The sequence below is a fragment of the Haemophilus sp. SZY H53 genome (assembly GCF_054332375.1).
Map to the genome: position 1 here is coordinate 26279 of NZ_JBTGNV010000001.1, position 20467 is coordinate 46745.

The following is a 20467-nucleotide window of genomic DNA, read 5'->3' on the forward strand; positions in this document are numbered from 1 at the left end:
AGATCTTTACTTCAAAAACGGATTATTTTGTTTCTCTTGTCCAATAGTTGTGTAAGGACCATGCCCTGCAACAATAACCATGTCGTCGTTTAATGTAAATAATTTATTTTTAATTGATGAGATCAATGTATCGAAATTCCCACGAGGAAAGTCTGTACGCCCAATGCTATTTTGAAAAAGGACATCGCCAGTAAAAGCGATATTTTTTTCATGCTCAATAAAGCCAATGTGACCTGGTGTATGGCCTGGAAGGCGAAAAATTTCAAAGGTTAATGTGCCAATTTGAATTTCTTCGCCTTCTTGATTAAACCAGCGATCAGGTGTAAATGCGGAAACATAAGGTAAACCAAATTGTTGAGATTGCTGTGGTAGACTTTCAAATAGAAAACGATCTTCTTCTTGCGAACCCCAAATTTCAATGTTGAAATGATCACGAATCGCTTCAGCGGCACCCACATGATCAAGATGTCCATGTGTTAATAGGACTGCTTTAAGGTTTAATTCGAGTTCTTCAATGCGTTGAATAAGCTTTTCCGCATTACCACCAGGATCGATAATTGCTGCATTTTTTTCATCATCCCAAATAAGTGAGCAATTTTGCTGAAAGGCTGTAACTGGAATAATTTCAATATTCATCTTTTTTCCTTATTGTTGATAACAAAAAAACACACAGAAGTGCGGTTTTAATCACATTTTTCTATGCACCACGCCATGCTCTTATTGGTCCAGTATCAACATGAATAAAATTACTATAGGGATAATATCCTACGCCACCACTCTTGAGATTTTCAGCGGCCTGACGTAATTTAGCTAAAGGGATAGCGGGTATTCTAAAATCAATCGCTTGTCCTTTAATATGATAGCTATTACTTGCTACACCACGACTTTGGCGATGGCGTACAGCATTCGTTTTAGCACTACGATAACCACAAATTACATCAATTTGTGCAGTACGTAAGCCCAAATCACTTTGTAGATGATAAAACTTCATGAAGAGATTGGGATCCATACGACGCACTTGGTCTGTACGGCGATCTCTCATAAAATAATCAAGTTTAGCAAGTAGTGAACGACTAAACCCTGTGGTTGCAGAGAATTCACCACTTAATCGTTCATTGGTGTTGACATTATAAAAGCTGATAATGCGAGGTTTGGGTGTAGAGACCATGGCTAATACCGAAGTTGGCATCATGCTTGCGCCTAAAGCAATGCCGCCTAATGAAATCCATTTGCGACGATTATTATCAATTTTAGTCATTTGCTAGTTTCTTTTTTATTAATGTTTAACTTTAGACAATTTCTATCAGAAAAAGTTCTAATTTGTATGTTTTCTAAAGGTATTTTTTTACGATATTCCAGTCAATACCGCTAAAACTTGCCGCGTCATCATATTTATAAATATCGGGTAAAACTTGTATTTGACCATTTTCTACCCATGCGGTGACATAATATAAGAATACAGGGTCATTTGTACGAATATTCGCAGAAGTCGTTTTCTTACTTGCTAAAACATTGCGTTTTTTATCATCTGACCAGCCCGCTTCTTGTAATAAAAGGGAGGCTAGTTGGTCGGATTTTTCTACGCGTACACAGCCAGAACTTAATGCGCGATCTTTTTTACTAAATAAACTATGATTTGGTGTATCGTGAAGATAAATTGCATCAGAACTTGGCATATTGAATTTATAGTTACCTAATGCACTGTCACCAGCAGCTTGACGGATGCGATATGGAAATTTATCACCAATACGACTCCAATTAATAGAGTGAGGATCAATGGCATTGCCTCGGCTATCCAAAATAGAATAGTTGTGAGCTGTTGCATAGCTAGGATCACGTTTTAGTTTCGGTAAAATATCCTCATTGATTAAGCGTGTAGGAGCATTCCAAGGCGGGTTAACCACTACATTGCTTAAGCGACTATACATAACAGGTGTACGGCGTTCATTTTTTCCTACGATAACACGTGATTCTAAGATTGCTTTCCCATCACGGTAATATTTTAATTTATAACTCGGAATATTGACAAAAATGCCATTTTCAAAATCAGGAATAACACGTAAACGCTGCGCATTGAGAGCAAGTTTTTTACCCATTGCAGAAATACCTGAAGATGAAATCATTGACGGGAGCGATTGTACAGTTTCACGGTATAAACGATTATGATTGGATAATCCATTCACAAAGTCAGAAACCGCATTGTTTTTAACCGCACTTTGCCATTGGTCAATAATTTCTTGATTTGGTAATTCTGGTTTGTAAGCATTCGTTGTATATAACCAACGTTGTGCTTGTTGATTTACATTCTTGCTGTAATACAAGTAATCAAGGAAAGCATCACTTAGTAATACATCATAGGTGAGCCCGCCCGTTTTTTCAGCGTTATGTAAATTAATTAATGATTGCGCAGAACGTTTAGAAATGCCTGATGCTACCATGGCGGCATATTCACGTAGGAATTGTTTTTCTGCAGCCTTGTCTTTCCACATTAAGTCATATTTATTATCGGCATATAATTTTGCCAAAATTGGTTTGAACTGCAGATTTTGTTCGCCAATTTCATGGGTTAATGACATCTCTAGCATAGTTTGCTTTTCAGCTGCTAGGCGAGCTTGGTCTTCTTTGATTTCCGCTTCAAGTTTTGCACGCTCTTCAGGGCTTAATTTAGACATATCAACGCCTTTATTTTCGGCTTGTTGAGGTTGCCCAACTGTTTTTGCCCAGTCTGCTAACGCACAACCTGACGTCATCATTGATAATGATAAGACTAATGTGCTTAATTTCATTGTTCCTTTTAACATTACTGTACCTTTAAAAATATTCATAAAAATAACCGCACTTCAGTTTTTTTATCTGCTAAAGTGCGGTCAAAATAATCGTTATTTTGTTGCTTTTGTCGCTTCTTGTTTTATTTCAGCATCCACTTTTTGTTGATTAGCATTGAGTTTTACTAAATCAGCTGCCATTTTTTCCGCTTCTTTTAAGAAGAAATCTGGCGCTTCATAGTCTTTCGGTAAATCATCAATATCTTTTAATGCTTTTTTACCTTCACGTTTAAAACGATCATTGAGATCTTTTAAACGTCTTGCATCATCTTTGTCATTTTCCGCTTTGCGTTCTTGGAAATTCAATGACAAGAATTTGCGCTCACGACGTTCATCACGGATTTTAAGATCTTCATTTAACGCAATAAACTCAGGATCTTTTGCAATACGCTCAAGATGTTTTTCATTTAATGGTTCAACATCTTTACGCGCTTTATTGGTTTCAGAATAAGTCGCTGCAGGAATTTTATCCCAAGGCAATGCGTTATCTTCTTTTTCTTCACCAATTTCTTTTGCATCGATAATTTCAGGGAAATTGATATCTGCTGCCACACCTTTTAATTGGGTTGAACCACCATTAATTCGGTAGAATTTTTGGATAGTATATTGCAACACACCAAGTGGTGTTTGATCTAAATCATAAACAAAGTTTAATGAACGACTTTGTTGTACTGTACCTTTACCAAAGGTATTTTGCCCAATAATGATACCACGGTTGTAATCTTGCATTGCGGCAGCAAAAATTTCAGAGGCAGATGCACTGAAACGATTAATCATTACCAGCAATGGCCCTTTGTATTGCTGAGCATTGTCGTCATCTTCGTGTACACGAATACGTTGATAAGCATCACGAACTTGAACCACCGGACCATCAGTAATGAATAAACCACTCAATGCGACGGCTTCCGTTAACGCACCGCCGCCATTTTCACGAAGATCCACAATTAGGGCGCCAATTTTTTTCTTCTCAGCATCCACTAATAATTTTTTCACATCATCAGTTAGACCAATATAGAAACTTGGGATTTTAATGACGCCAACCGTTTCACCCTCAACTTTAGAAACAGTGAGTTTGGCTGCTTGATCTTCAATACGGACTTTATCGCGCACTAAAGTGATAATACGGCTTTTTCCACCCTTTGCAGGTTCAATTTCAAGACGAACTTTTGTCCCTTTTTTACCTTTGATTTTGTCAACGATATCTTCTAAACGCCAACCGATAATATCTTCGATTTCACCTTTTTCTTGACCTACACCAATGATTTTATCGCCCGCTTGTAATTTTTTACTGCGTTCAGCAGGCGCACCTGGCACTAAAGACTTGATGCTGGTTTCGTCATCTTCAGATTGTAATGTTGCACCAATTCCTTCTAAAGAAAGGTTCATACTTTCATTAAAGCTTTTTGCGGTACGTGGCGCAAGATAGCTTGTATGCGGATCGATTTCTCGAGCAAAGGCATTAATATAAATCTGAACAATGTCATCAGCCTTGGTTTGAGTTAATCGACGGATGGCTAAATTGTAACGTTTAGTCAGTTTTTCTTTAATTTCAGGCCATTTTTTATCTTTTAACTTCAGACTGATTACATCATTTTTGACTCGTTGTTCCCAAAGCTTGTTTGCATCTTCTTCGCTTGCTGGAAAAGGTGCTTTTTCACGGTCGATCTCAATTTGATCATTACCTTTTAAATCAGGTTCTTTATCTAATAAGGATAGTGCATAAGCATAACGCTCATAGCGACGCTTCATCATCAGATCGTAAATCGCAAATGCAGCTGAAAGATCACCCTCATTAAGTTGATTATCTAATTTAGAACCATATTTAGCACGTAAATCATCAATATCTGATTTTAAAAAGGTGTTATGGCTGTAATCTAAGCTTTTAATGTAACGATCAAAAATCTTGTCGGAAAAGGCGTCATCAAGCTGGAATTTGCGATAATGTGATTGGGTTAAACGTGTTGTTGCACGCTTTGTTGCCAACTGATTTGCATCAGTTGCGGAAGGAATCGTAATATCATTTTGCTTTAATTTCGGCTGCACAGCAAATGTGTCAGACGAATGAAGAAATAACGCACCTAAAATTGCTGTCGCAATAAGACTTTTGGTTGTATGTAATTTCATTTAACCTTATCCCGATAAGAAATAAATTATTAGGCAAATAAACGATCTGCGGTGACTGTCATCACTAAACCATTTTTAAGTTCTACGCGTGCGCCATCTTTTTCCAAATTTAATACGGTCGCATTTTTTGCTTGCTCACCAACTTTTACTTTAACTTTACTGCCAGTAGAAAGTGTCGTGAAATCAACCGCACTTAGTTTCACTTGTGGTGCTTTCGGTTTGCGAGTTGTTTGATTTGTATTTGGTTTACGAGCAGGGCGTTTTTGTTGTGTTTTTTTCGCTGCTAATTCTGCTTTGCGCTTGTCTGCAAATTTTGCCTTTGCCTCAGCTAATTGCTGAGCCGCATGAGAAACATGTTCTGCATCTAAGACACCTGCAGGATTGCCGTATAAATCCACACGCTCAGCACCTTCGCGACAGCCGTGTAAATAGCGCCAGTTAGAGGTGTATTGACGTAAAGCCTGACGTAATTGAGTTTTGCTGACACGTTCATCATCTTTTAATGCTTCAGCAAGATCTTGGAAAAGACCAATTTTTAATGGTTTAGCTTCACCTTCTGCAATAAAGCAAAGTGGGAATTTTTCCACAAGATATGCAATGATCGCTTTTGTATCAGTTAATTTTTGAATGCCTTCAGCACTATTTTCAACTTGGGCTTCAACTTGAGAATCTGTCATTTCTGAGTTTTCCTAGGATAAAAAATAAAAACTTGCACAGTTTACCGCACTTTTATAAGAATTGACAATGGCTGGACAGAATAATTCCGTTTCTAGCTCAAATGTATAACTTTACAAATTCCCTTAATTCAGGCTAAAATAGTCCACTTTTATAATTTCTCAAAACATAATGACAAAAACACCTGATTTTTCTCATGCCACTTATAAACTCGTGCGTTGTATCGGATGTGATGCAACGGTGTCTGTTTGTCGTCCGCAAGAAGGTGAGTATGCGCAATGTCCGCGTTGCCATCATAAATTGCAATCGGGAAGTCGTTGGTCTCTTAAACGTTGTTCATTAATCGCCCTTTCTATCTTAATTTTAATGCCATTTGCTTTAGGTTATCCTTTATTGAGCTTAGATTTACTGGGTACTAAAATTGATGCTTCTGTTTGGAAAGGGATTTGGAAAATGGCAGTAGAGGGATATTCCTATACTGCATTTATGATTTTTATCTGTGCTGTTTTAATGCCTGTATCTTTTGCGATTTTAGTCATTATGTTGCAGCTTTCTAAATTACTCAAAATTAAGCCTCGTAATGTCTTATTATTTTTGGGTTATATTAAGCCTTGGGTCATGTTTGACGTGTATTTAGTTGCACTCGCTGTTACCATGTTTAAAGTGCGCGAATATGCCACGTTAGAAGTAGATGTATATTTAATTGCTTTTGTTTTTACTGCACTTTTAACCACTTTATTGTTTATTAAAATTAATTTAGATGACTTATGGCATGATTTTTATCCCGAGCAGAAACCCGTTACTCAAAGTGATAAGCCGTTAGTACTTTGTACAGCTTGTGATTACACTTTTTTAAAAGAAGATCAAGAATATGATCACCGTCATCGTGCAATTTGTCCTCGTTGTGAATCAGTTATTGATATACCCGATAGTATTAAGTTACAGCGAGTTTGGGCAACATTAGTCTCAGGGGTTATTATGCTTTTTCCCGCAAACTTACTTCCTATATCAGGTGTTTATTTAACAGGTAGTCTATCAGAAGATACTTTAATGTCTGGTGTTATTTCCTTTGTTAGTATGGGCAGCTATTTTGTTGCCTTCGTGGTATTCTTCGCCAGTGTTTTTGTTCCAATAAGTAAAATTCTCATTATGGTATACTTGCTTGCGAGTGTACATTTTAAATGGCGACATTCGATCAAATGGCAAATGCGGTTATTACATATTGTTCATTTTGTAGGACGTTGGTCAATGTTAGATCTTTTTGTGTTAGCTTTGATGATGTCTCTAGTAACACGCGGACAGATTATTAATTTTACTGTAGGCCCTGCCGCATTTTATTTTGGCGCAGCTGTGTTTTTAACTATGATTTCAACTTCTCAGTTTGATAGTCGATTAATTTGGAAAATTTATGACAGAAAACAATAAACCAGAATCTCAATCTATTGATGAGCAATATAACAATGTAGAAGCGTTATTACGCAAGAATAAACGCATCTCACCGTTTTGGTTGTTGCCTTTTATTGCATTATGTATTGGTGCCATTTTATTTTTCCAAATTGTGCAAGAACGAGGGAAGACTATTACGATCACGTTTTCCAATGGCGCAGGACTCGTTGCAGATAAAACGCCTATACGTTACCAGGGTTTGCAAATCGGTGTTGTGAAGAAGGTTAACTTTACCGACAACATGCAAAAAGTGAAAGTTGAGGCTAACGTTTATTCTGAAGCCACCGATGTGTTAAAGGAAAATACCAAATTCTGGCTTGTCCAACCGAGTGTATCGCTTGCGGGGATTTCGGGTTTAGACTCTTTAGTGTCAGGAAATTACATTACGCTTCAACCGGGTGATGGCGATTCAGAAGATGAATTTATTGCTGAAGAGCAAGGCCCTATTGCACAAGTCAATCCTGGCGATTTGCTCATTCATTTAATTTCAGATGATTTAGGCTCAATTTCGATTGGCGCTTCCGTGTATTTCAAAAAAATGCCGGTCGGGAAAATTTATGATTACCGCTTCAATAAAGAGAATAAAGTAGAAATTGATGTGGTAATTGATAAATCTTTTGCACATTTTGTGAAGAAAGATTCACGTTTTTGGAATATTAGTGGTATTAACGCAAACATTAATTCATCAGGGATGCATGTGGCAATAGAAAGTTTAAATTCTGTGGTGCAAGGTGCGGTATCATTTGACTCGCCAGCAGATAGCACACAGGCCGTTGCAGACAGTAATTACAAACTTTACTCTAATTTACAAGCAGCCAAACGAGGGATTGAAGTAAGTATAACAATTCCGGTCACAGCGGGTTTACAGGCAGAGCAGACTTCGGTTTATTATGGTAATGAACCGGTAGGTATTCTTTCATCTTTAAGTGCGGTTGAAAATAATGAAGAAATTTTAAAAGGCACATTATTAATTGATCCAAGTCAAGCTAGCCTGTTAAAAACAAATACACGTATTGTGTTAAAAAATCGTAAGTTAGATTTGGGTGATGTGGCTAATCCGAAAAAATTCTTCCGTGGAGATTATTTTGAAATTATTCCGGGTAGTGGAGAAAGCAAAACGCAATTTGATGTGATTCGAGAATATGAGTTATTACTCAAAGCACCGAATACTTTAGTCTTAACTTTAACCGCACCAGAAACTTATGGTATTGCTGAAGGGCAATCGGTGTTTTATAACAATATTGCCATTGGTCAAATTGTGAAGCAGCACTTAAATGTTGATGGTGTGAAATTTGAAGCGGCAATTGCGGCGGAATACCGCAATCTTATTCATGAAAATACTCAATTTGTGGCAGCCTCTAATTTTGATGTCAGTTTTGGTATCGACGGATTACGTTTTGAATCAGCAATGCCATCAAAATGGCTACAAGGTGGGGTGAGAGTATTACCCAAAAAAGGAAGTGGTGCCCCACATTCAAGCTATCCACTTTATAAAGATATTAGTAGTGCAGAAACGGGCATTACGGGTAATTTGGTAAATCCAACTATAGTATTACATTCGACTAATTTACCAAGTATTAGTAAAGGTTCAATCGTGCTTTATCGTCAGTTTGAAGTAGGTAAAATTATTAACGTAAGACCGAAAGCCAATAACTTTGATATTGATGTGTATATTTATCCGGCTTATCAACATCTTCTGACAGATAAAAGTGTATTCTGGGTAGAAAGTGCAGCACAAATTGATATTACGCCAAAAGGTATTAGTATCCAGGCATCACCGGTTGCGCGATCATTAAAAGGTGCAATAAGCTTTGATAATACAGGTTCAGGTAAAAATAAAACGCTTTATCCAAGTGAATTGCGAGCAAAATCAGCAGGGCAAGTGATTACGTTACTCACAGATGATGCAACGGCTTTAAGTAAAGGAATGAGCTTACGTTATCTTGGTATGAATGTGGGTGAGGTCGAGCAGATTGCTCTTGATCAAAAGACAAACCGTATCACAGCGAAAGCATTAATTAACCCAAGTTATATGGGGATGATTGCAAAAGAGGGTACTGTATTTAAAGTGATTTCCCCACAAATCTCAGCGGGTGGAATTGAAAACTTAGATAGCCTTTTACAGCCTTACATTGATATTGAGTTAGGCAAAGGTCCATCAAAAACACAGTTTAATTTAGCACAAACTGCACAACCTCGAAATAAATACAGCAATGGCGTGCCATTTATTTTGGAAACCAGTGATGCGATGAATTTAACGGAAGGCTCACCAGTGCTTTATCGCGGTGTTGAAGTGGGAACCGTTCGTAAGTTTGAATTGAATTCTTTAGGCGATCGTGTGTTGGTACATATTGCGATTACACCGAAGTATCAACATTTGGTACGTAAAAATTCAGAGTTCTGGGTTTCATCGGGTTATGATTTCAACCTTGGTTGGAAAGGCGCAGAGTTTAATACTGGTAGTGTACAACAATTGTTAAAAGGCGGTATTTCGTTCTCGACTCCATCGGGTACGATCGTTCAACCACAAGCAACGGCAAATCAGCGCTTTATGTTACAAGTGAAGAAACCCGCTGAAGCACCGACTTGGAATTCAGGTGCTTTACCGGCAAATCAATAAAACATAAAAAGAAATAACCGCACTTTTGAATAATCAAAGTGCGGTTATTTTTTTAGGTGTTTTGAGGAGTGCTATTGGCCCATATTTTTGACGGATTTTAAAAAACCTTTGGCTGAAGTATAGACTTCATCTTTGCCCTGAGCATGTAAAATCATATCAGACATTTCACGGAATGCACCTTTTCCGCCGCCAAGTGAAAGCACATAATCCACAGCATTTTGCACATAAGGTGCAGAGTCTGCCACAGCAAAAGAAAGGCCACAGGTTGCAAAAGCGGGGAGATCGACACTGTCATCACCAATATAGGCCGTTTGTTCAGCAGTAACACCAGCTTGTTTCATGAGATCTAAACAAGCACTTTCTTTTTCAAGCTTACCTAAAAAGAACAACTTAATTCCGAGATCACTAATTCGCTTACGCAGAATCGCCGAATCTCTGCCCGATAATACGGCTACTTGAATACCCGCATCCATCAACATTTTGACACCAAGCCCATCGCGCACATGGAAACTTTTAATGGCTTCGCCATTTGCATCATAATGGAGTAGTCCGTCAGTTAATACGCCATCAACATCGGTGATGACCAATTTAATTTTCTTTAATTTTTCGTTAATCATTAGCTTGAGAACTCCACTAAGCCCACAACATTATTTTCATCATTGACCACAACAAGAGAGTGAATTTTCTTCTCTTTCATTAAGTCTTCTGCTTTTGCTAAGAATTCATTTTCATGAATAGTTTTCGGTGACGAGGTCATCAATTCTTTCGCGGTTTTATTAAGCGTGTCAGCTCCGTTAGCCGTTAATGCTCGGCGCACATCACCATCGGTAATAATACCTTTAAGTTGTTGGTTTTTCATGACTAATGCCACACCCATACGACCTTCATTCATAATAGTTAAGCAATCAGTGAAGCTGGTATCTGGTGTGGTAATCGGTAGGCGAGTTTGCATTTGATCTTTTACTTTGCATAACAAACGACGACCAAGGCTACCACCCGGATGGAATTTCGCAAAATCAGCTGGTTGGAAATGACGCGCAGTAATCAATGAAACCGCAAGAGCATCGCCTAAGGCTAACGTGACTAACGCAGAAGTGGTTGGTGCGAGATTGTTTGGGCAGACTTCACGCTCTACCGTGATATCTAAAACATAATCCGCATGGCGAGCAAGCGTAGAGTTTTTATTGCTGGTTAAAGCAATAATTTTATTACCAAAGTTTTTCAAACTTGGAATGAGCTTATTTACATCATCTGTCTCACCGCTATAAGAAATCAGCATCACAATGTCGATCGGTTTTAGCATACCTAAATCGCCATGAAAGGCTTCAGTCGGGTGAAGGAAGAAACTTGGCGTCCCTGTAGAAGCAAAGGTCGCCACCATTTTTTTGCCAATTAGCCCCGATTTACCAATACCACCGATGACTAAACGACCTTCGCAAGTAAGGATAAGATCGACAACTTGAGAAAACGCATCATCCAAACGTTGGCTTAGTTGAGCGAGCGCTTGGCTTTCAACGGAAAGGGTTTCTCGTGCGATTTGTAAATAATTCATAGGAAATCCTTATGATAAAAGTGCGGTTGAAAATAACCGTGTTTTGTAGGGCTATTTTAACGGAAGTTATTAAAAATAAGAATGAAAATTTGACCGCTCTTTGAATTCCCCCTATACTACGCCGCGAGTTGGTTAGACAATCGCTGGTTTATTGAAGCCCTTAACCGTGTTCGCACGACCTAGTGGGACAAGTAAACGAGAGGAAAGTCCGAGCTACAAAGGGCAGAGTGCCGGATAACGTCCGGGCGGCGTGAGCCGACGACCAGTGCAACAGAGAGCAGACCGCCGTGAAAACGGTAAGGGTGAAAGGGTGTGGTAAGAGCACACCGTGCCGTTGGTAACAACGTGCAGCAAGGTAAACTCCACTCGTAGCAAGACCAAATAGGAACTCAATGGATGGCCCGTCCAGAGTTCGGGTAGGTTGCTTGAGCGGCAGAGTAATTTGTCGCCTAGAGGAATGATTGTCCACGACAGAACTCGGCTTATCGACCAACTCAACAAGTTCATCAAAAAATGACTGCACTTTTGTTTTTTAGTTATCCAACTCGGGATGGAATGAATAAAAGTGCGGTCATTTTCTTTTGTGTTTTACCACAAGCTCATTTGTTCTAAATGGCTTTCTTCTGGTAAATTCACGTGTAATCCAACGAGACGAATGGATTTCCCATGGCTACGTTGCCAAATTTGTTCCAGTAATTGCTGAAAGCTTTTTAACGATAAAGTTAGGCCAGTTTTTTCTAAGGTTGTCACCTGAAAATCTTCAAATTTTAATTTCACCCCAATTTTGCGAAAAGCGGTTAAAGGGATATTCGGCGCGCTTCGTTCAATGCGACGAATAAGCTCGGTATAGAGATTATCTAACAATGCTATGCCTTGTTCGAGATGACGAACATTTTCGGATAAAGTGCGTTCTACGCCGATAGATTTTCTCTCCCGATGCGCTTGAATTTCACGATCATCAATGCCATGGCTAAAATCCCAAATTCGCTTGCCCATTTTACCGAAGATATTTAACAAAATAGATTGGTCGAGTTTTTGCACATCTTCGCAAGTTTCTAGCCCCATTTTCAATAAACGTTCAGAGGTGACTTTCCCCACACCAGGGATTTTCTTCAATGGTAACGTTTTTACAAACTGCTCAACTTCATGAGGTTTAATCACAAATTGCCCATTCGGTTTATTCATATCGGAAGCAATTTTGGCGAGAAATTTAAGGGGAGCCACACCAGCAGAGGCAGTCAGCTTTAATTCATCAAAAATGGCTTGGCGAATTTCTTGTGCGATCCAAGTGGCGGATCCTGAACATTGTGTACAATCCGTAACATCTAAATAAGCTTCATCTAAGGAAAGTGGCTCAATAATAGAAGTGTAGCGTTGAAAGATATGATGAATATGTGCGGATACCTGTTTATAAAGGGGCATATTAACTGGCACTAAAATTAGATTCGGGCATTTTTTGATAGCTTGTGCTGTCGGCATCGCACTGTGCAGTCCAAATTTTCGTGCTTCGTAATTACAGGTAGTGAGTACACCACGTTGTCGAGAACTTCCCCCCACCGCGACAGGTTTTCCCTGTAGCGTTGGATTTTCACGGATTTCAACAGAGGCATAAAAGCAATCCATATCAATGTGAATGATTTTTCGGGTGGAATTCATAGTTGAAGTGCGGTCAAAATTAGGCGTGTTTTTAGTATATCGAAAAGAAAATAGCTGTTCAAGTATACAGTTGTTAAAAGCCCGCATTGCGTGGGCTAGATAAAAGAATTAACGATCAGAAAGGATAGTTTTATCGGAGAATTTTACAATACGTTCAATCGTATAAACGTCAATTTTTTCTTGTTGATTCATAAAGGCTTTGCGTGCGTCTTCAGCCAGTTGAACAAACGGGATTTGCAAATTAATATTTAAAGATTTACCTGGTTGTAATGGGCTTTGTAAATTGATTTGCATATCTTGGCTGTAAATAACTTTACGGTTATTCACATACACGCCTACCCATTGAATATTTTGGATTGGCTTTTGCCCAATGTTAGTGATTTCATGTTTGAATGCACTTAATGCTTGACCATTTTCATCAACCACCATTTCACGGTTACCAATATTGATGGCAAGGTATTTGTCGATGTTATCACTCGCTTTTGCTACTTGTTGGGTTGCTGGTGTCGCTTCTTTTGCAATAACTTGCGTGTTAAATGCTAAACATAATACACCTAATGAAAGTGCGGTCAGAGATTTTAATGTTTTCATTGATTTGATTCCTTATAAAAAAGTGGCAAAATTTTACCTTGACTTTCCTGATTAATAAATAGCATCTTTTCCTTTCTTGAATTTTTTGATAAAATACAAAAGAATTTTGGGGCTGATTTTGGATTCGACGGGATTAGCGAAGCCCAAGGTGCACGTCGAGGTGCGGTAGGCCTCGTAAATAAACCGCAAAAAAATAGTCGCAAACGACGAACAATACGCTTTAGCAGCTTAATAACCTGCTCATAGCCTTCGCTCCCCAGCTTCCGCTCGTAAGACGGAGATAAAGCGGAGTCAAACCAAAACGAGATCGTGTGGAAGCCGCTGTTTGAGGATCGAAGCACTAAATTGAATCAAACTAGCTTAAGTTTAGCGTGTCTGTCCGCATGCTTAAGTGAAATTAAAGACGAGACTAAACGTGTAGTACTGAAGGTAGAGTAATTTCGGACGCGGGTTCAACTCCCGCCAGCTCCACCACTAAACAACATCATAAAAGATCACAAACGGTCAAATTTATTGAAAAATCAATAGTTTGACCGTTTTTATTTAGTGTCTTAATACTGCTCAAAAGATCAGTTAATTTCACAAGCGATCATATTTTTTAGTAGTAAAAATGGAAGTAAGAACTTACAATGCGCAAAATCTTACTACCATTTTATGAAATTCCTACCATGGCAAAAATCATCAAACAGCTAACTATTGCGCAAGTGAACAACGCCAAAGCGGCAGAAAAGATCTATTATTTATTTGATGGGGAAGGGCTGAAACTTGTCGTCAAGCCCAACGGGGTGAAAACGTGGGTGTTTAATTATACACGGCCCCACACATTAAAACGCACAGAAAAAACCATCGGCGCTTATCCCACTGTATCGTTAAAAGATGCCCGCCAAAAAGCACTCGAATTTCGCCAACTTTTAGCCAATAAGATTGACCCGCACGAATTTGAGCGTAAACAAGCCATAGATGCACTAAAAGAACAACAAAGCACATTCGCCCATGTTGCAAATGAATGGTTGCTCTATCGTGCGAAAATCGGTAAAGAACAAGGCAATTACACAGAAAAGACAAGGATTGATACCGAAAGACGTGTCAATTCCGCCATTGATTTAATTGGTAACGTGCCTTTTAAAGAATTGACATTAAAACACGGCTTATCCGTGCTTGAACCTTATCGCCAATCAGGCGCAACGGCTGAATTGAAAAAACGTTACTTGGTTTTAAAGTCAATCGCAGAATATGCCGAACGTTTTGAATATTGGGAAAACAACAAATGGAAATATCTTGGCGATGATCTCCCTGCAGTGAATAAAAATAAACATCACCCGTCAATCCATTACAAAACTTTACCGGAATTTATGATCAGCCTTGCACGGGCCAACATATCCCAAACAGTGCGACTTGCAATTTTGTGGGGATTGCTCAATGCCACAAGGGCGAGCGAAACTGTCAGTGCAAAATATTCTGACATCATCGAACACGAACATTTGCCGAATGGCAAAGTGTGGCAAGTGGAAATTTCAAAAGGCGGGAAAGGGGAGCGATTGCACCTTGTGCCATTAAGTAAACAGGCAGAAACCTTGCTTTCATATATCAAGCAACATACAAGCAAGGAATATTTATTCCCGTCCACTTTGTCAAAGGCGAGAAATGAAAAGCATATAAATAGCCAAACGCCGAATGAAGTGATTAAAACAATGGACGGCGGCAAATACAAAGGCACCATGACAAATCACGGCATACGGTCGCTATTCAGCAGCTATTGCAATGATAATCGCCTAGAACTCGGATTAGATAAAGAAGTCATCGAAATTTGCCTAAGCCATTTGAATTCAGATGAAATACGAAACGCCTATAATCGGGCAGAATATTTGCCTTACCGATTAAAGACGTTTCAAGAATGGGCCAACTATGTTGAAAAATGCGCGAATGGTTTATTCAAAGAAATTATTGCCGACAAGTCTTAATGTATTCGTTCAAGTCGCTTTCCGCAATCTTGCGGGAGCGACCGAATTTATAAGACTTTAACTTGCCGCTAGAAATCCAACGTTTCACCGTTGCTTCTGAACAAATTCCCGTCTGCACGATCTCTTTAATTGAAAAATAGCGTTCCATTATAAATCACCTTCTTTCACAAACACGCCGTCAATCATACGCCCTTTGCGGTCCTTGATTTCGTTATATGCTGCGTTTAAGCAGCTCTCAAAATTAAACTCGAAATTCAATGCGATTTTACTTATATAATAAATAAATCTAAGCAAGATATCTGCCAATCTAGACTTAGATTCACTACTCGTCATATACATTAAATAACTTGATGCATTACCTAAAACGCTAGATGCTCTCAGACAAATAATTTCGCTATTTTCCGTTGAAAAATCCGCTGCTTTGTACGCAGTTATAAAATTAAGATTATCTGCGTTTAATTGTTTAGTTAAAATAATAACAACAACCGCGCAATCACCAATACTGTCTTTGATTTTATCTTTATCGTTTCGTGCGATACCTGCACATAGCTCCCCGAATTCTTCCATTAATTTAATGAATTGTTTTTTCGGTGTAGAACCTTCAATCAAATTGCGAGCTTCTGCCCAATTTTCGATATTTTTAATAAGTTTTGTTAATGTTGTCATTTTATAGTTCTCCATAATGTTTAATATTGAATTTTTAATTCTCGGCATCGCTCTCTTGTTCTTTCAAGTGCAATATCGCCTTGTTCTTTAGTTAAAAATCTGAATAATTCATGAATTAAAATAGAATGAAATGAAAGTTTCTCTTTTGCTTGACCAATAATACCCATTTTCTCTTTTATCACATCCTTTTCTTTTGCTAATTCTGAAAGACGATCAATATAAGGTTGCTTTAATTTTTTATGTTCATCAGCCATAGCAACCATCAGAAGCTTCTTGTCTCTATCTGATAAATCTAGATTTTGAATTTTTTTAAAATTTCTCTTATGTTCAACATTAATCTTGCGTAATTCATGATTAATTTTATTAATAGCAAATAAAATATCTCCAAGTTCATCGCACCGCTCGATTCTTGCATCTTCTCTATACCCAAGATTTGGGCGATACACGGTGAAGTATGCAGTTTTATTAATCGGTTCTGAATGCGTTGCAAACACTTCTGGTCTCATTGATCCCCCTATTAATCTATATTTTTCCCAATTTTTCCCAATCTTTCCCAAAATCCAGTCACTTTCTGACTAAATTTTTTCACAGAAAAGAGCGGTATTTTTTCTTCTTTAATGAAAACGTGGTCGTTTTCATAACAAATCCACTGAAAGTCATTAAGCCGTAACCGTTTATGTTTGATTAATAGGTCAATTTGTGAACGATTTATCATAAAACCGACAGGTAAAAGTGCATTTTTTACCTTTTGTTCAATTTCTGAACGGTTACAGTTACTGACACAAGTCCAAGCGTCGCTACGCTCCTTGTTTGTTTCGGTGGTCTCCGCATTGGCATCAGTTGCAACATCTGCCACTATGCCTTTTTTGATAACCCAATTTTTTAATTTTGTTCTTATGCTTGCTAAACTGAAACGATTTTTCACCCCCACAATTTTCTTTCTTGTTTCGCCGTATTGATTAGGCTCGCTTTCTTCATATTCCACGCACAACGGCTGATCTTCACGTTTAGCCATTGCGCCCCCTTGTAAATCTAAATAACTGGCAAAACAAGCCACATCACAAATTGCTTGAGCGTCTGCAATGGTCTTGTCATCAACATCGTCTAACTGCCATTTCTCTAATTTGCGTAATTCACGCCACACAGAAATTGGCGGATTGCCGTAAAACTGGAATTGACGAATGCCCCAAAGGTTCGCCCACGCACGCACACGTTGCACGTTTTCGTCTAGTTTCAATCCTTCCACTTCGTCTGATGTTTCGTCTTTTTGATTGCCCGCATAAATGTTTTTAGCAATGTATTTCGCAATATAAGAAACGGCAGAACCTTTTGCAGGGTCAATTTCATCTACTCTGCAGCGGTGTTTTTTCGCCCCGAATTCATCGCCGTCTAACTCTAAGGTTTTTGATTTGAATAAACGGATCACTTCTTCTTTATCTTCCGCTTTCACATACACAAGCAAGTGCCAGTGCGGTGTGGCGTCATGGTGTGGCTCAACGCCACGCATACCAAAAAAGCCGATGCCACGTTTAGCGAACAAGGCACGCAACTGCGCCCAATTCTTACTTAAATAAGCGTGCGTTGTGCGTGGGTCTGCGCCTTTCCATTTCTTGTTATTTGTGCCGTTGTTATGGGTTGCATGGAACGATGAAGGGGCGGTCATGGTAAGGAACAATGACACATAGCCTTTTTCTGTCGCCCATTCGTCCACGCCACGCAAGCGGTTCATCATCTCGTTAAAACGAATGGCAGGATTACCGGAAGATTTTTGCCACATTGCCATCAATTCCACCTGTTCGGATGGATCGTCAATGTTTTCAATAATCATCTGTTTTAAATATTCAAGATTGGCTTTTTGTTGATTGCGGTAATCGCTTAATGCACCTGTTGAAATGTAAGGGCTAACTTTTGCCGACACTTCACCGCAACCAATCGCCAAATGCTCGATAAGGCGTTTTTGCGTGCTGCGTAATGTGCGGAACCAGTATTTTTCGCATACCACACGCAACAATTCGCCTTCTTGTTGTTGCACAGAAAGGCGTTTCCCTTCTTCAAGGCGGTGTTGGCTTTTAAGTGGAAAGCCAATGTTCTTGCAAACATCAGCACAAAGGCGGTGCAGATCACTGCTTAAACGTGAAAAATCGACCGCACTTAATAGCCCAACGGCTTTTTGATTGGCACAATCTTCCACGAAATCGCTTTGCAATCCGTTGAAGTGCAAGGCGAGTTTATAGGCGATTTCTTTTAATTGGCGTTCACCTAATAGATAAAAATGCAAGCCTTGACTATCCACAGGCTTTTGCATGGACAAATTGGCGGAATAGCGTTTGCGTTCAAGCAACCACGAAACAGAAATGCGATATTGCTCAAAAACGGCTTCCAAACGATTGGTCAAAACATCACGCAAGGTTGTATTTGCAATGCGGGCTTGTTTATTGCCTAAGCTAAAACTAATTGACCCATCATCTTTCACACTGCGATAAGCACGCAACCACACATTGCGGAAGTGTTCACGTTGGCGTTTACGTGGTAAATCGGAAAGCAGTTTTTCAACATAATCAAAATGATTAGGGGCAACCGCAAACAACTCCATTTGTGCGGCTGTTGCTTGTGGCAAGTCTAAAGTGCGGCTAGTTTTAACCGCACTTTCCATTCTTGCCAAACGAGCTTCTTCCATCGCCAAATCACGTTTGGCGATGTTATTGTCTCGTTGTTGCTCCCAGTTCATCATTTTCTTTCTATGCTCTTTGTACGTTGGCTAAATATTCATTGTGTTGATCAAAGTAATCTTTAATGGCTTGATTGGTTGAGTTGATCGCACTTTCCATTTCCGTCAGTGAAAGCACTTCATATTGTGCTAAGGCAAAGTTGCGGACTTCATTCACTGCACCAATAATGGTGTGATGTAATCGTCCAATCACTCTTGCTTTTTGTTTTCGCCAACCGTCACTATCTGCCACGATTTCTAATACTTGAAAGCGGTCGCCAATCTTGGTGATTTGCAATTCCGCACCGCAATCTAAATTGATGTAAATGTCAGTACTCATTTTGTTTTCTCCTTAAAAGTGCTTGCTTATCCAACTTGCCAACCAACACAAGGCGGCATCTAATAAGGCGGCGGCCATAAAACAGCCCAACATCACCACCGCTAATCCAATGAAAAAATCACTCATTGCCTTTCTCCAAAAAATCCTTGAAATCTAACTGTCTGCTTTTTCTTACCTTGATTGCGCCTGTATCAATGGCGGCTTTAAAACAATGATCTGCACGTGCAAAGCACCAATCTTCATCCTGTGTACTTGGTGCCAACTGATAGGCTTTTCGCCAAATCTGTGCGGCTTTTAAATATTGTTTAGTGCGTTCTGCTTCTGCTGCAGTTTCGCTTGCCGTTCTAAAGGCGATGAATTTTGTTCTCATGCTGTTTTTCTCCGTGGATTGGCTTGCCATTGCTCCCAATCGCTGTATTTTTGTAAAAAGATTTGGCGGGCTTTTGTCGCTAAATCACCGTTTTCAATAAATTCGTTAAATGCTTGTTTTGCTTGTTCTTCATCGCCTTTATCTAAGTGATAGATATAAGCGAATAATTTTTCCTGTGCCTTATCGAGTTTTTGATAATATTCCTTTGCGACAATGCTCAATGCGCCACGGCTCAAAATCACGGTTGCCATACTTCCCCCTAATTCAATGCTTTATCAATCAATGTGAATTCGCGTTCGGTAATGCCTTCCGGAAATTTTTTTGAAAGCTCCCGTACTTTGAAACGAAACGCCCTGCCAATTTTGCGTCGTCCGTTTACGGTGAAGTGGTGTAGTTTCTCGCCTGAAAATGTGCTGCTAACTAAATCATTGATGTCGAGTTCTGCCATTGCCAACAGGATTTCTCTTTCGCCTTGTAAAAGGTTGCTGAAAGCGTATTCCACGCGATAGCGACTTTTGCCGATAACATGGCGGCAATCGCCCCAACTTTTCACTGGCTCAACCGCAATTTGATTTTCTTTGCAGAATTTTTCCGCCGCACTTTCGTTGCCTGAAACGTACATCACACGCCCCTTTGCTTATTTACCTTGCACCCAACTTAACCAACGACCAAACATCCCTTGCTTTCTCCAACTGGCTTTTTCAAGCAATGCCACACGGTCGTGAAGGCTTTCATTCAATAGCACTTGTTGTTGGTTTAATCCTGCTTGATGATTAACGTGACGGCTGATGATTTGAATTTGCGCTTCCAACTTTTTCACACGTTTTTCTAACTGATACACATTCACACGTCCTTTGCGTGTTTTCCCGTTGTCGTACACATAGTTTTTACGTGCCATTTTCTTGTTCTCCCTAAATTTTGGTTGCAAAAATCC

At 39.2% G+C, this 20467-nt stretch carries 21 protein-coding genes and 2 other RNA genes; 5 read left to right on the forward strand and 18 right to left on the reverse strand.

The window, feature by feature from the left end; genetic code table 11:
* Nucleotides 1–6: 6 nt before the first annotated feature.
* The 5 genes from ACXVWB_RS00125 to proQ form a co-directional block, all read right to left on the reverse strand.
* Nucleotides 7–636 (reverse strand): MBL fold metallo-hydrolase, encoded by a 630-nt coding sequence (locus tag ACXVWB_RS00125; RefSeq protein ID WP_289901859.1) that lies wholly within the window; start codon nucleotides 634–636, stop codon nucleotides 7–9.
* A gap of 61 nt (nucleotides 637–697) precedes the next feature.
* Nucleotides 698–1258, reverse strand: coding sequence for a YcbK family protein (locus ACXVWB_RS00130; protein ID WP_289901858.1), 561 nt, complete (start codon nucleotides 1256–1258; stop codon nucleotides 698–700).
* Between the two features lie 73 nt (nucleotides 1259–1331).
* Complete coding sequence (locus ACXVWB_RS00135) at nucleotides 1332–2801, reverse strand: L,D-transpeptidase family protein (RefSeq protein WP_289901974.1); 1470 nt, start codon at nucleotides 2799–2801, stop codon at nucleotides 1332–1334.
* A gap of 78 nt (nucleotides 2802–2879) precedes the next feature.
* A complete protein-coding gene (gene prc, locus ACXVWB_RS00140; RefSeq protein ID WP_289901857.1) occupies nucleotides 2880–4949 on the reverse strand; it encodes a carboxy terminal-processing peptidase in 2070 nt (689 codons plus the stop codon).
* A gap of 29 nt (nucleotides 4950–4978) precedes the next feature.
* A complete protein-coding gene (gene proQ / locus ACXVWB_RS00145) occupies nucleotides 4979–5626 on the reverse strand; it encodes an RNA chaperone ProQ (RefSeq protein ID WP_458485173.1) in 648 nt (215 codons plus the stop codon).
* Nucleotides 5627–5795: 169 nt separating this feature from the next.
* On the opposite strand from proQ, the gene ACXVWB_RS00150 reads away from it, so the two are divergent.
* Both ACXVWB_RS00150 and ACXVWB_RS00155 read left to right on the forward strand, forming a co-directional pair.
* Nucleotides 5796–7049 carry a paraquat-inducible protein A gene (locus ACXVWB_RS00150; protein WP_289901855.1) on the forward strand — a complete coding sequence of 418 codons (1254 nt, stop codon included), beginning with the start codon at nucleotides 5796–5798 and terminating at the stop codon, nucleotides 7047–7049.
* A complete protein-coding gene (locus tag ACXVWB_RS00155) occupies nucleotides 7033–9690 on the forward strand; it encodes a PqiB family protein (RefSeq protein WP_289901854.1) in 2658 nt (885 codons plus the stop codon). The genes ACXVWB_RS00150 and ACXVWB_RS00155 overlap by 17 nt, the downstream gene beginning before the upstream one ends.
* Before the next feature lie 71 nt (nucleotides 9691–9761).
* Here the strand turns inward: ACXVWB_RS00155 and ACXVWB_RS00160 are convergent, their stop codons facing one another.
* The gene (locus tag ACXVWB_RS00160) at nucleotides 9762–10307 is read right to left on the reverse strand and encodes a KdsC family phosphatase (RefSeq protein WP_165819669.1); all 546 of its coding nucleotides are present in this window, start codon (nucleotides 10305–10307) and stop codon (nucleotides 9762–9764) included.
* The gene (locus tag ACXVWB_RS00165) at nucleotides 10307–11242 is read right to left on the reverse strand and encodes a KpsF/GutQ family sugar isomerase (RefSeq protein ID WP_289901853.1); all 936 of its coding nucleotides are present in this window, start codon (nucleotides 11240–11242) and stop codon (nucleotides 10307–10309) included. Before ACXVWB_RS00165 ends, ACXVWB_RS00160 begins: the two co-directional genes overlap by 1 nt.
* Nucleotides 11243–11366: 124 nt before the next feature.
* Here ACXVWB_RS00165 and rnpB point away from each other — a divergent pair.
* Nucleotides 11367–11743: RNase P RNA component class A (rnpB, locus tag ACXVWB_RS00170), an RNA gene on the forward strand.
* 87 nt (nucleotides 11744–11830) lie between these two features.
* Here the strand turns inward: rnpB and dinB are convergent.
* A complete protein-coding gene (dinB, locus tag ACXVWB_RS00175) occupies nucleotides 11831–12898 on the reverse strand; it encodes a DNA polymerase IV (RefSeq protein WP_289901852.1) in 1068 nt (355 codons plus the stop codon).
* 108 nt (nucleotides 12899–13006) lie between these two features.
* Complete coding sequence (locus ACXVWB_RS00180; RefSeq protein ID WP_289901851.1) at nucleotides 13007–13489, reverse strand: hypothetical protein; 483 nt, start codon at nucleotides 13487–13489, stop codon at nucleotides 13007–13009.
* 108 nt (nucleotides 13490–13597) lie between these two features.
* On the opposite strand from ACXVWB_RS00180, the gene ssrA reads away from it, so the two are divergent.
* Nucleotides 13598–13963: a transfer-messenger RNA gene (gene ssrA / locus ACXVWB_RS00185) on the forward strand.
* 155 nt (nucleotides 13964–14118) lie between these two features.
* Complete coding sequence (locus ACXVWB_RS00190) at nucleotides 14119–15450, forward strand: integrase arm-type DNA-binding domain-containing protein (RefSeq protein WP_289901850.1); 1332 nt, start codon at nucleotides 14119–14121, stop codon at nucleotides 15448–15450.
* Here the strand turns inward: ACXVWB_RS00190 and ACXVWB_RS00195 are convergent.
* The 9 genes from ACXVWB_RS00195 to ACXVWB_RS00235 form a co-directional block, all read right to left on the reverse strand.
* The gene (locus ACXVWB_RS00195; protein WP_049367448.1) at nucleotides 15431–15598 is read right to left on the reverse strand and encodes a helix-turn-helix domain-containing protein; all 168 of its coding nucleotides are present in this window, start codon (nucleotides 15596–15598) and stop codon (nucleotides 15431–15433) included. The two genes, ACXVWB_RS00190 and ACXVWB_RS00195, sit on opposite strands and share 20 nt — an antisense overlap.
* A complete protein-coding gene (locus ACXVWB_RS00200) occupies nucleotides 15598–16116 on the reverse strand; it encodes a MazG-like family protein (protein ID WP_289901849.1) in 519 nt (172 codons plus the stop codon). The genes ACXVWB_RS00195 and ACXVWB_RS00200 overlap by 1 nt, the downstream gene beginning before the upstream one ends.
* 20 nt (nucleotides 16117–16136) lie before the next feature.
* Complete coding sequence (locus ACXVWB_RS00205) at nucleotides 16137–16622, reverse strand: hypothetical protein (RefSeq protein ID WP_128787179.1); 486 nt, start codon at nucleotides 16620–16622, stop codon at nucleotides 16137–16139.
* 11 nt (nucleotides 16623–16633) lie between these two features.
* Nucleotides 16634–18847, reverse strand: a complete 2214-nt coding sequence (locus ACXVWB_RS00210) for a replication endonuclease (RefSeq protein ID WP_458485174.1) — start codon at nucleotides 18845–18847, stop codon at nucleotides 16634–16636.
* Between the two features lie 7 nt (nucleotides 18848–18854).
* Nucleotides 18855–19163 carry a hypothetical protein gene (locus ACXVWB_RS00215; RefSeq protein ID WP_289901846.1) on the reverse strand — a complete coding sequence of 103 codons (309 nt, stop codon included), beginning with the start codon at nucleotides 19161–19163 and terminating at the stop codon, nucleotides 18855–18857.
* Nucleotides 19164–19281: 118 nt separating this feature from the next.
* Nucleotides 19282–19533: an ANR family transcriptional regulator gene (locus tag ACXVWB_RS00220; protein WP_289901845.1), complete on the reverse strand. Its 252-nt coding sequence runs from the start codon at nucleotides 19531–19533 to the stop codon at nucleotides 19282–19284.
* Complete coding sequence (locus ACXVWB_RS00225) at nucleotides 19530–19784, reverse strand: hypothetical protein (RefSeq protein WP_289901844.1); 255 nt, start codon at nucleotides 19782–19784, stop codon at nucleotides 19530–19532. The genes ACXVWB_RS00220 and ACXVWB_RS00225 overlap by 4 nt, the downstream gene beginning before the upstream one ends.
* Before the next feature lie 8 nt (nucleotides 19785–19792).
* Nucleotides 19793–20155 (reverse strand): hypothetical protein, encoded by a 363-nt coding sequence (locus ACXVWB_RS00230; protein WP_289901843.1) that lies wholly within the window; start codon nucleotides 20153–20155, stop codon nucleotides 19793–19795.
* A gap of 15 nt (nucleotides 20156–20170) precedes the next feature.
* Complete coding sequence (locus ACXVWB_RS00235) at nucleotides 20171–20431, reverse strand: hypothetical protein (protein ID WP_289901842.1); 261 nt, start codon at nucleotides 20429–20431, stop codon at nucleotides 20171–20173.
* Nucleotides 20432–20467: the final 36 nt, after the last annotated feature.